Source organism: Reyranella sp., from assembly GCF_050185545.1.
Lineage (GTDB): Bacteria > Pseudomonadota > Alphaproteobacteria > Reyranellales > Reyranellaceae > Reyranella.
In genome coordinates, this window is record NZ_JBFWZI010000205.1 from 1 (window position 1) to 11,496 (window position 11,496).

Sequence of the window (11,496 nt, forward strand, 5' to 3'; positions counted from 1 at the left end):
GCACCATCGTGCAAGGCCGCTACGACATCGTCTGCCCGCCGGTGACTGCCGATGCGCTGGCGCGGGCGTGGCCGGAGGTGCGCTACGTCGTCGTGCCGGACGCCGGCCACAGCGCGCTGGAGCCGGGTATCCGCGCCGCCCTCGTCAACGCCACCGAAAGCTTCCGGCTGTCGGTGTCCGACACCGACCTGTTCGCGCCGAGGTTCCCGTGGGAGACGTGACCCCTTTCGAGCTCCCGCCCGAGCAGACTGGCGAGGCGGCCTGGTACGGCCCGCAGATGGCGGAACGCACCGACTGGCTGATGCCGCTCGGCGCAGCCGAGATCGCCGAGATCGAGACCGCCACACACGCCCTGGTGGCGCGCGATGCCGACATCGCCTCGATCACGGCACGCGACTTCCCGCTGCCCTCGCTCGCGCCCCGGCTCGCCGCGCGGGTGCGCAACGAGGTGTTGAACGGGCGCGGGTTCCTGCTGCTGCGCGGCCTGCCGGTCGAACGCTGGTCGATGCGCGAGGCGGCCACCGCCTTCTTCGGCCTGGGCAGCCATCTCGGCAGCGCACGCTCGCAGAACGGCAAGGGTCATGTGCTGGGCCACGTTCGCGATCTCGGCCTCGACGTGCACGACCCCAATGTCCGCATCTACCAGACCAACGAGCGCCAGACCTACCATACCGACTCGTGCGACATCGTCGGTCTGCTGTGCCTCAAGACGGCGCAGTCGGGCGGCCTGTCGGCACTGGTGAGCTCGACCACGATCTTCAACGAGATGCGGCGCCGGCGGCCCGATCTGCTCGAGCTGCTGTTCCAGCCGCTCGCCACCGACCGGCGTGGCGAGGTGCCGGAGGGCCGCAAGCCTTACTTCGAGATTCCCGTGTTCAGCTGGCACCGGGGCTTCCTGACCGCGCTCTACCAGCGCCAGTACATCGACTCGGCGCAGCGCTTCCCCGACGCGCCGCGGCTCACGCCGGCACAGGTCGAGGCGCTCGACCTGTTCGACGCGCTGGCCAACGATCCGCGGCTGCACCTGTTCATGGCGTTCCAGCCGGGTGATGTTCAACTCGTGCACAACCATACGATGCTGCACGACCGCACCGGGTTCGTGGACTGGCCGGAGCCCGAGCGGCGACGCCATCTGCTGCGCCTGTGGCTGGCGGCGGCGGATGCCCGCCCTCTGCCCGAGGTGTTCGCCCAGCGCTACGGCACGGTCACGATCGGCGATCGCGGTGGCATCATCGTGCGCGGCACCCGGCTCAACGCACCGCTGGAGGCGGTTTGACGCGGAGAGCGAGAGTGGTTGACCGGGACCATCGCCGTCCCTAAGTGAAAGCCGCCGAAAAAGACCACAGACACCAGGGATAACCGTATGGCCAGCGATCCAACCGCGGGCGGTGCCTCGGCTGAGATGCCGGTCGAGACCCCCGAAGAGAACCTCGACATTCCACCCCGGCCGGCCGGCCAGGAGGCCGACGTCCAGCAACTGCAGGCCGAGAAAGCCGAACTGCAGGACAAGCTCCTGCGCGCGCTGGCCGAAGCGCAGAACGTGCGCCGCCGGGCGCAACAGGACGTCGAGCGCGAACGCAAGTTCGGCGTCGAGCGCTTCGCCAAGGACATGCTGTCGGTGGCCGACAATCTCGGCCGCGCCCTGTCGGCCTTGCCGAAGGACGGCGACGTGTCCGACCCCGCGTTGCGCAACGTCATCATCGGCGTGCAGGCGACCGAGCGCGAGCTTCAATCGGCGCTGGAGCGCCATGGCGTGACGCGCGTCAAGTCGCTCGGCAAGCCGTTCAATGCCGAGTTTCACCAGGCCATGATGGAGGTCGAGGATCCGACGGTTCCGACCGGTACCGTCGTCCAGGAACTGATCCCCGGCTACCTGATTGCCGGGCGCCTGCTGCGGGCGGCCATGGTGGGCGTGTCCAAGGGCGGCCCGCCGGCGCGGGCGGCCAGCAACGAGAACTAGGTCCGGACCGGCCGAATTGCCGCCCGGAATGGCAAGATTTCGCATTTTTGGGCCGCCTGCTCCATTGCAGGCGGCCCTTCAGAAACTATATAGCCCCTGTCCTGACCCGGTTTTTGCCGGCAGGTAACATTTACGGGGGTCCCCCCGGCGCCTCACGGGCCGGATCGACCTGCCTAGGGAAGAGAGAACAGTCATGGCGAAAGTCATTGGTATCGATTTGGGCACGACCAATTCGTGCGTCGCGGTCATGGAAGGCGGCGACACCAAGGTCATCGAGAATTCCGAGGGCGCACGGACGACGCCGTCCATGGTCGCCTTCACCGACAGCGGCGAACGCCTCGTCGGTCAGGCCGCCAAGCGCCAGGCGGTCACCAATCCCATGAAGACCCTGTACTCGGTGAAGCGCCTGATCGGCCGCCGCTTCGACGACCCCATGGTCGCCAAGGAGATGGCGCTGGTCCCCTTCAAGATCGGGAAGGCGAGCAACGGCGACGCCTGGGTCGAGGCCAACGGCCAGCAGTACAGCCCGAGCCAGATCTCGGCGTTCATCCTGGGCAAGATGAAGGAGACCGCGGAGGCCTATCTCGGCGAGAAGGTCGAGCAGGCGGTGATCACCGTTCCGGCCTACTTCAACGACGCCCAGCGTCAGGCCACCAAGGATGCCGGCCGCATCGCCGGCCTCGACGTGCTGCGCATCATCAACGAGCCGACCGCGGCGGCCCTCGCCTACGGCATGGACAAGCGCAAGAGCGGCACCATCGCGGTGTACGATCTGGGCGGCGGCACGTTCGACGTGTCGGTGCTCGAGATCGGCGACGGCGTGTTCGAGGTCAAGTCGACCAACGGCGACACTTTCCTGGGCGGCGAGGATTTCGATCTTCGCGTCATCACCTACCTGGCCGAGGAGTTCAAGAAGGAGCAGGGCATCGACCTGCGCAACGACAAGCTCGCCCTGCAGCGCCTGAAGGAGGCGGCCGAGAAGGCCAAGATCGAGCTCTCCACGGCGAAGGAGACCGAGATCAACCTGCCGTTCATCACGGCGGACGCGAGCGGCCCCAAGCATCTCGTGATCAAGCTGTCGCGCGCCAAGCTCGAGACCCTGGTCGAGGATCTGGTGCAGCGCACGCTCGAGCCGTGCAAGGCTGCGCTCAAGGATGCCGGCCTGCAGGCCGGCCAGATCGACGAGGTCATCCTGGTTGGCGGCATGACGCGCATGCCCAAGGTCATCGAGGTCGTGAAGCAGTTCTTCGGCCGCGAGCCGGCGCGCAACGTCAACCCCGACGAGGTCGTGGCGGTCGGTGCGGCGGTCCAGGCGGCGGTGCTGAAGGGCGAGGTCAAGGACGTCCTGCTGCTCGACGTGACGCCGCTGTCGCTCGGCATCGAGACGCTGGGCGGCGTGTTCACCCGCCTGATCGAGCGCAACACGACGATCCCCACCAAGAAGAGCCAGACCTTCTCGACGGCCGACGACAACCAGACCGCGGTCACCATCCGCGTGTTCCAGGGCGAGCGCGAGATCGCCGCCCAGAACAAGCTGCTCGGCCAGTTCGACCTGGTCGGCATCCCGCCGGCGCCGCGCGGCCTGCCGCAGATCGAGGTCACGTTCGACATCGACGCCAACGGCATCGTGCAGGTCTCGGCCAAGGACAAGGCCACGAACAAGGAGCAGCAGATCCGCATCCAGGCGTCGGGCGGCTTGAGCGAGGCCGACATCCAGAAGATGGTCAAGGATGCCGAGCTGCACGCCGAGGAGGACAAGAAGAAGCGCGAGCTGATCGACGCCCGCAACCAGGGCGAGGCGCTGGTCCACTCGACCGACAAGAACCTCAAGGAGTTCGGCGACAAGGTCGGCGCGGCCGAGAAGTCGGCGATCGAGAGCGCCATGGCGGACCTGAAGTCGGCACTGGCCGGCGAGGACACCGAGGCCATCAAGAGCAAGACCAACGATCTTGCCCAGGCGGCGATGAAGCTCGGCGAGGCGATGTACAAGGCCCAGCAGGCCGAGGCCCAGGCCGGTGCCGCGCCAGGCGGCGCGGGTCCGGCCGATGGTGCCGCGAACCAGCCGGGCAGCGAGAAGGTCGTCGACGCCGACTTCGAGGACGTCACCGACAAGAACAAGAAGACGGGCTCGGGCTGAACCCGAAGCAGGAACTGAAAAACCCGGCCTCCCGCGCAAGCGGGGGGCCGACGTGTAAGCGGGCAAGTGGGGGCTGCGTTAGGCTTTATGTCGCAAGACTACTATGAGCTGCTCGGAGTCGGTCGCCAGGCGAGCCCCGACGACCTCAAGAAGGCGTTCCGCAAGCTCGCCATGCAGCACCACCCGGATCGCAACCGGGACAACAAGGACGCCGAGAAGAAATTCAAGGAAATCAATCACGCCTACGACATCCTGAAGGATCCGGAGAAGCGGGCGGCCTACGACCGCTACGGACCGGCCGCCTTCGAGGGCGGCGCGGGGCCCAACGGACCGGGCGGACCGTTCCAGGGCCAGGGCTTCGATTTCGGCTCGGTGTTCGGCGACGTCTTCGAGGAGATGTTCGGCGCCGGGCGCGGGCGCGGCAACCGCGGCGACCAGCGCGGCCAGGATTTGCGCTTCAATCTCGAGATCACGCTCGAGCAGGCCTACGGCGGCACCGAGGCGACGGTCCGCGTGCCGAGCTCGGTGACCTGCGAGTCGTGCCGCGGCAGTGGCGCCGAAGCCGGCTCCAAGCCGCAGCAATGCCCGACCTGCCACGGTCGCGGCCGGCTGCGCGTCCAGCAGGGCTTCTTCACCATCGAGCGTCCCTGCCATGCCTGCCACGGCGCCGGCCAGGTGATCGACAAGCCGTGCCGCACCTGCGCCGGCCAGGGTCGCGTCCGGCGCGAGAAGACCCTGAAAGTGAACATCCCCGCAGGCGTCGAGGACGGCACCCGCATCCGCCTCTCCGGCGAGGGCGAAGCCGGTCAGCGCGGCGGCCCGGCGGGTGATCTCTACGTGTTCCTGTCGGTACGCCGCCACCAGCTGTTCGAGCGCGAGGGCGCGGACATCCATTGCCGTGTGCCGATCTCGATGGTCCAGGCAACGCTCGGCAGCAACATCGAGGTGCCGACGCTCGACGGCAAGATGGCGCGGGTCAACATCCCGGCCGGCGCCCAGGGCGGCCACCAGTTCCGTCTGCGCGGCAAGGGCATGCCGATCATGCGCTCGACCCAGCACGGCGACATGTACATCGAGATCAACGTCGAGACACCGACCAACCTCACCGCCAAGCAAAAGGAGCTGCTCAAGGAGTTCGAGAACGCCGGCAAGACCAGCCCGACCTCCGAAGGCTTCTTCAGCAAGGTCAAGGAGATGTTCGGCGGGTAGCTTCTTCCGGGCCGCGGGCGTCGCGCCCCCCCAAGATCAATTGCGGGCGAGACGCCCGCGGTCCGTATGAAGTCACGCCGCCGCCATCACGCATCTCACCAGGTGGCTGTCGCCGGTCGTGCGCAGGTCGGGCGGCCCGGCAAGGCAATTCGATTGCACGAAGCGGCAGCGCGGGGCGAAGCTGCAGGCGGTCGGCACCTCGGCGAGATCCGGCGGGGCCCCGGGGATCGCCTCGAGCCGCCGGCCGCGCATGCCGTCGTGGACGGTCGAGGCGAGCAGGCCGCGGCTGTAGGGATGCTGCGGCGCGTCGACCATCTGCTCGACCGGCGCCAGCTCGACGATCTTGCCGGCATACATGACGCCGATCCTGTCGGAGACCTCGACCGCGACGCCGATGTCGTGGGTGACGAAGATCACGCCGAGATCGAACTCGCGCTGCAGCTCGCGGATCAGCAGCAGCACCTGGATCTGGACGGTCGCGTCGAGCGCGGTCGTGGGCTCGTCGGCCAGCAGCAGGCTGGGATTGCACGACAGGGCGAGCGCGATCATGGCGCGCTGGCGCATGCCGCCCGACATCTCGTGCGGATAGGCTTTCAGGCGCTGCGCCGGCGAGGGAATGCGCACCAGCTCGAGAAGCTCGCGCGCCCGCTTCCAGGCGTCGGTCTCGCTCTTGCCGGTGTGCCGGCGGATCGTCTCGGTGATCTGCTGGCCGATGGTGAAGACCGGATCGAACGCGGTCGCCGGTTCCTGGAAGATCATGGCGACCCGCCGGCCACGCAGGTCGCCCAGCGCGCGCGGTGCCATGTCGAGCACCTCGTCTCCTTCCAGCCTGATGCTGCCCTTCCAGCGGGTGCGGTGCTCGGGATGCAGACGCAGGATCGAGCGCAGGGTGACGCTCTTGCCGGAGCCCGATTCGCCCAGGATGCCCAGCGTCTCGCCACGCTCGAGGTCGAAGCTCACGCCATTCACCGCGTGGACGGTACGGTCGGGCGTGACGAACGTCACATGAAGATCGCGGACCTGCAGGAGCTCGCTCATGTCAGGCAGCCTCTGCCTTCGAATGGCCCGAGCCGGGCTGGCGCATGTGGCAGGCAACGGACTGCGCCGACGTCTCGGCCAGCAGCGGCTCGCGGGCGGCGCAGACATCCTCGGCGAACGGGCAGCGCGTGCGGAAGCGGCAGCCCGAGGGCGGATCGATCGGATTGGGCGGATCGCCCTGGATTGGCGCCTCGCGCGTGCGCTTGCGCGGGTCCATCGACGGCCGCGCCGACAGGAGCGCGTGCGTGTAGGGATGCAACGGGTTGCCGTAGATCGCCTCGACCGGTCCCAGCTCGACGATCTTGCCGAGATACATCACCAGCACGCGGTCGCTGAGATACTGCACGACGTTGAGGTCGTGGCTGATGAAGACATAGGTCAGGCCGAACTCGCCCTTGAGGTCGACCAGCATGTTCAGCACCTGCGCCTCGACCGACTTGTCGAGCGCCGACACCGCCTCGTCGAGGAGGACCAGGCGCGGCCGCAGCGCCAGCGCGCGGGCGATGTTGACACGCTGGCGCTGGCCGCCCGACAGCTCGTGCGGATAGCGCTCGGCGTAGCTCTCGGGATCGAGCCCGACCTTGGCCAGCAGGTCGAGCGCCCGCGCCCGCGACTCGGCGGCGGATACGCCATGCGCCCTGGGCGAGAACGCCAGCGTCTCGCCGATGGTCAGGCGCGGATTGAGCGAGGCATAGGAGTCCTGGAAGACCATCTGCACCTGGCGGCGCAGCTCGCTCACCGAGATGCCGTGCGGCTCGTCGACTGGGTCGCCGTCGAGCACCATGGTGCCCTTGTCCGGCCGGATCAGGCGGATCAGCAGCCGCGCCACCGTCGACTTGCCGCAACCCGATTCTCCGACCACGCCCAGGGTCTCGCCCTTGGCGACGGACAGGGAGAGATCGTCGACCGCGCGGACGACCTTGCGGCCACGGCCGAGCAGGCCGCCGCCGACCGGGAAATGCTTGCGCAGGTCCTTGGCCAGCAGAAGCGGCTGCGCCGGGCCACCGCGATCGGCGATCGGAAGAGCTGCATCCATGTCAGGCCTTCACGTCCATGGCGGCGCGCAGGCCGTCGCTCATCAGGTTGAAACAGATCGAGGTGACGAAGATCATCACGCCAGGCAGCGCCGCCAGCACCGGGTTGACGTAGATCGCCTGGCGCAGCGTGTTCAGCATCAGGCCCCATTCCGGCTCCGGCGGCTTCACGCCGAGGCCGAGAAAGCTCAGGCCGGCGGCCAGGATGATCGCCACGCTGATCAGCGAGGTGGCATAGACCAGGATCGGCCCCAGCACGTTGCCCAGCACGTGCACGCGCACGATGGCGAGCGTGCCGGCGCCGCTCGCCTTGGCGGCGTCGACGAAGTCGAAGCCGCGCACCTGGGTGGTGACGCTCTCCGAGACGCGGCAGATCGGGGGGATGAACACCAGGCTCAAGGCGAGCAGCGTGTTCTCGGCACCGGCGCCCATCGCGCCCGACAGCGAGATGGCGAGCAGCACCGACGGGAAGGCGTAGAAGACGTCCATGGTGCGCATGATCGCCATGTTCACCCGGCCCCCCAGGAAACCCGCCGTGATGCCGAGGAAACCGCCGGTCAGGAGCGCGCAGGCGACCGGCGTCACGCCCATGAACAGCGAGAGGCGGCCTCCATGGATCAGGCGAGCCAGCATGTCGCGACCGAGCTCGTCGGTGCCCAACAGGTTGTTGGGGGAGCCGATCGGATGCAGGCGGCGGATCATCGAGGTCTTGTAGGGATCGGCCAGGCCCAGCCATGGCGCCGCAAATGCTGCAACCGCGATCAGGATCAGCAGCGCGGCGCAGATCAGGGTGACGGGGTCGCGCCTGAGCCGCCGGCCGACCGACGGCCAGTAGCCGCGCGAGGCGGTGGCCTTGCTCGCCTGCATCGTGGCGGCGCCGCCGATGTCGAGGGCCGGGCTTTGGATCGCCATGGCGTCAGCCTCGCTTGATGCGCGGATCGACCATGGTCTGGATCACGTCCACGGTGAGATTGAGCATCATGAAGAAGAAGGCGAGCACCAGGGTGGTGCCCTGCAGGATCGGCAGGTCGCGCCGGAAGATGGCGCTGTTCAGCAGGAAACCAGTGCCCGGCCAGGCGAACACCGTCTCGATCAGGATCGAGCCGCCGATCAGGTTGCCGGCCTGCAGGCCCATCACGGCGAGGCAGGTCGGTGCGGCGTTCTTCAGCACGTGGCGCAGGATCTGGCCGTCGCTCATGCCCTTGGCCTGCAGTGCGGTCACGAATTCCATGCTCAGCGTTTCCTTGATCGTCGAGCGCACGGTGCGCGTGACGACGCCGAGCGGGATCACCGACAGCGCGATGGTCGGCAGGATCATGTGGGCGATGTGGGCGCGGTCGAGCCGCCAGCCGGTCGAGTTCTCCGGACCGATGCCCATCGGCGGCAGGGTGCCCAGCTCGACGGCGAAGATGATCACCAGCACGATCGCCAGCCAGAAATGCGGCACGCTGACGCCGATCAGCGAGATCAGCGTGACCAGACGGTCGACGATGCGCGACTTGGCGTATGCGGCCGCCGTGCCGAGCACGACGGCGAGCGAGAACGCCAGAAGGGTCGCGGCGACGGCGAGGATGATGGTGTTGCCGAACGCCGTCATCACTTCCGTCGCCACCGGCCGGCCGGTGCCGATCGACGTTCCGAAATCGCCGGTCAGGGTGACGCCGAGCCAGCGCAGGTACTGCACCGGCAGGGGCTGGTCGAAGCCGTAATACTCCTTGAGCTTGTCGACGACTTCCTTGGGCGCGTCGGGCGGCACGATCGCCGAGATCGGATCGCCCGGCGCCAGATGGACGAGCGCGAACACCAGCAGCGAGACACCGAAGGCGACCGGGATCAGGTAGACGAAGCGGCGTAGGGCATAGAGCAGCATCGCCGACTGTCCTTGTTTGCTACTTGGCCATCTCGACGGGCGTCAGGTCCTGGAACCAGCTCTGGGCCTGGACGAAGCCCTTCACCTTGGGGCTCATGGCGCGCGGGTTGAGATCGTGCGCGATGTAGACCCAGTAGGCCTGGTCGACGATGTAGCTGTGCACGTCGGCCAGCGCCTTGGTCTGCGCCGCGCGATCGAAGCTGGTGTGCGCCTTGTTGATCAGCTCGTCGAGCTTGGCATCCTTCAGGATGCCCCAGTTGGCGCCGGCCGGCGCCACGAACGACGAATGATAGAGACGCATGAAGGCCGAGTAGGGATCGACCGTGGCGCGGCTCACGTTGATGCCGTTGACGCCGGCCTTGGTGGCGGCCTCGCTGGTCGCCGGCTGGAACTGGAAGTTCACCAGCGCATTCCATTCCATGACCTCGAACTGGGTGTCGAAGCCGACCGCGTTCAGGTTCTCCTGGACATACTCGTTCATCGGCAGCGGCAGCATCTGGCCCGAGCCCGAGGTCGAGATCGCGATCTTGATCTTCGGCTTCCTGTTCGGGCCATAGCCCGCCTCGGCGAGCAGCTTCCTGGCCGCTTCGGGATCGTACTTGATGTCGAAGGTGGGCGAGCCGAACCACGGGTGGCCGGGATACACCGGTCCCTTGGACTCGATCATCATGCCCCCCAGCAGCTTGTTGAGACCGGCGCGGTCGACCGCGAGATTGGCGGCCTTGCGCACCCGGATGTCGGTCCACGGCGAGCCTTCCACCATGCTGGGATGGTAGCCCCAATTGTGCGGGTACTTGTTGGTGACGATCGCCATGCCGCCCTGCCTGAGCCGCGGAATCGCGTCCGGGGCGGGCACCTCGATCCAGTCGATCTGTCCGGCCAGCAGCGCCGCGGTACGCGTCGCCGCCTCCGGCATCGGAAACAGGATCACCTTGTCGAGCTTGGGAACGCGCGCCTTCTCCCAGTAGTCGGCATTGCGTACCAGCTCCAGGCGCTCGCGCGGCACGACGCGCTCGACCTTGAACGGGCCGGTGCCCGACGGCTGCAGTGCGACCTTGGTCCAGTCCTTGCCGAGCTTCTCCCACTGCGCCGGACTCGAGAAGAAGATGTAGGACATGTCGTACGGGAACAACGAGTTCACGACCTTGGTCGTGAGCTCGATCGTGTATTTGTCGATCGCCTTGTAGCCCACCAGCGTCGGGATGCGGGCGCGCGCCTGCGCCATCTGCTTGCGATCGAACTGCGGCGACTTGTCGTTCAGCAGCTTGTCGAGGTTCCAGATCACGGCGGCGGAATCGAAGTCCGAGCCGTCGTGAAACTTCACGCCCTGGCGCAGCTTGAACACCCACTTGGTCGGCTCGCCTTCGACTGCCGACCACTCGGTCGCGAGGCCCGGGCGGATGTCGGCGATCGTGTCGGCTTTCGACAGGTCCCAGTTCACGAGAGCGTCATAGACGGTGTAGCCGGCGAAGCGGAACCCTTCGAAGCCCTGATCGGGCTGGCCCGTGGTTTGCGGAATGTCGGCCGCTGTCATGCCGATGCGCAAAGTGCCCTGCGCCAGGGCAGGCGTTACGGCCAGGGCGCACAGGCCCGCTCCGGCAACCGCGACGCGTAGGTACTTGAACATTCGACGCTCTCCTGTCCGGCGCAGCCGTGCTGGCGCGCTCGAACGAGACTCATGCAAGCGCCAAGCCAAGAGCGCTTGCACTTCGCGCCCGGTTGGGGCGGCATGTCGCTTGCATGACCAGCCGTGGAGGAATGAAATGCCCGAGCAGACGACAGCAATCACCCTGGAGGAGTTCCGCGCACGCGCCGCGCTGACCGGCCTGCCGCTCACCGAGGAAGACATCGGGCACCTGCACAAGGGCTACCTCGGCCTCCTCGCGCTGATGCAGCGCATCCCGAGCCAGTGGGCCTGGGCGGCAGAGCCGCCGCACGTCTTCCGCGCCGACGAGTAGGCCCGCCATGACCGACCTCACGACGCTCGGCATCGCCGACGCGGGACGAATGATGGCGCGTGGCGAGCTGACCTCGACGGCCCTCACCGAAGCCTTTCTCGCGCGCATCGCCGCAATCGACGGCAAGCTCTCGAGCTTCATCACCGTGACCGCCGAGCGCGCCCGCGCCGCCGCGGCGCAAGCCGACACCGAACGCAGCGGCGGCTTCACGCGCGGTCCCCTCCATGGGATCCCCGTTGCGCTGAAGGACATCTACGAGACCGAGGGCGTACGCACCACCGGCCATTCGC

At 67.6% G+C, this 11,496-nt stretch carries 11 protein-coding genes and 1 pseudogene; 7 read left to right on the forward strand and 5 right to left on the reverse strand.

What is annotated here, in order from left to right; all coding sequences use genetic code 11:
• From AB7O82_RS32585 to dnaJ, 5 genes and pseudogenes are all read left to right on the forward strand, one after another.
• Positions 1 to 221: pseudogene (locus tag AB7O82_RS32585) on the forward strand (hypothetical protein); the annotation flags it as partial.
• Positions 218 to 1,276: a TauD/TfdA family dioxygenase gene (locus AB7O82_RS32590; protein WP_428621235.1), complete on the forward strand. Its 1,059-nt coding sequence runs from the start codon at positions 218 to 220 to the stop codon at positions 1,274 to 1,276. The pseudogene AB7O82_RS32585 and the gene AB7O82_RS32590, both read left to right, overlap by 4 nt.
• Before the next feature lie 87 nt (positions 1,277 to 1,363).
• Positions 1,364 to 1,960 carry a nucleotide exchange factor GrpE gene (grpE, locus tag AB7O82_RS32595; protein ID WP_428553639.1) on the forward strand — a complete coding sequence of 199 codons (597 nt, stop codon included), beginning with the start codon at positions 1,364 to 1,366 and terminating at the stop codon, positions 1,958 to 1,960.
• 193 nt (positions 1,961 to 2,153) lie between these two features.
• Positions 2,154 to 4,097, forward strand: a complete 1,944-nt coding sequence (dnaK, locus tag AB7O82_RS32600) for a molecular chaperone DnaK (protein WP_428553642.1) — start codon at positions 2,154 to 2,156, stop codon at positions 4,095 to 4,097.
• Positions 4,098 to 4,184: 87 nt separating this feature from the next.
• The gene (gene dnaJ / locus AB7O82_RS32605) at positions 4,185 to 5,306 is read left to right on the forward strand and encodes a molecular chaperone DnaJ (RefSeq protein WP_428553645.1); all 1,122 of its coding nucleotides are present in this window, start codon (positions 4,185 to 4,187) and stop codon (positions 5,304 to 5,306) included.
• Between the two features lie 72 nt (positions 5,307 to 5,378).
• Here the strand turns inward: dnaJ and AB7O82_RS32610 are convergent, their stop codons facing one another.
• Genes AB7O82_RS32610 through AB7O82_RS32630 form a run of 5 tightly spaced genes read right to left on the reverse strand, consistent with a single transcriptional unit; the run spans position 5,379 to position 10,875 of the window.
• Positions 5,379 to 6,344 (reverse strand): ABC transporter ATP-binding protein, encoded by a 966-nt coding sequence (locus AB7O82_RS32610; RefSeq protein ID WP_428553648.1) that lies wholly within the window; start codon positions 6,342 to 6,344, stop codon positions 5,379 to 5,381.
• Between the two features lies 1 nt (position 6,345).
• A complete protein-coding gene (locus AB7O82_RS32615; protein WP_428621237.1) occupies positions 6,346 to 7,380 on the reverse strand; it encodes an ABC transporter ATP-binding protein in 1,035 nt (344 codons plus the stop codon).
• 1 nt (position 7,381) lies between these two features.
• On the reverse strand, positions 7,382 to 8,290 hold the full coding sequence (locus AB7O82_RS32620; protein ID WP_428553654.1) for an ABC transporter permease: 909 nt from the start codon (positions 8,288 to 8,290) through the stop codon (positions 7,382 to 7,384).
• A 4-nt stretch (positions 8,291 to 8,294) separates the two neighbouring features.
• Positions 8,295 to 9,248, reverse strand: a complete 954-nt coding sequence (locus AB7O82_RS32625; RefSeq protein WP_428621238.1) for an ABC transporter permease — start codon at positions 9,246 to 9,248, stop codon at positions 8,295 to 8,297.
• A gap of 19 nt (positions 9,249 to 9,267) precedes the next feature.
• A complete protein-coding gene (locus AB7O82_RS32630) occupies positions 9,268 to 10,875 on the reverse strand; it encodes an ABC transporter substrate-binding protein (protein ID WP_428621239.1) in 1,608 nt (535 codons plus the stop codon).
• Positions 10,876 to 11,011: 136 nt separating this feature from the next.
• Between AB7O82_RS32630 and AB7O82_RS32635 the strand changes: the two genes are divergently transcribed.
• Both AB7O82_RS32635 and AB7O82_RS32640 read left to right on the forward strand, forming a co-directional pair.
• Positions 11,012 to 11,206 (forward strand): hypothetical protein, encoded by a 195-nt coding sequence (locus AB7O82_RS32635; protein WP_428621241.1) that lies wholly within the window; start codon positions 11,012 to 11,014, stop codon positions 11,204 to 11,206.
• Positions 11,207 to 11,213: 7 nt separating this feature from the next.
• A partial coding sequence (locus AB7O82_RS32640) for an amidase family protein (protein WP_428621242.1) occupies positions 11,214 to 11,496 on the forward strand: 283 nt, incomplete at its 3' end.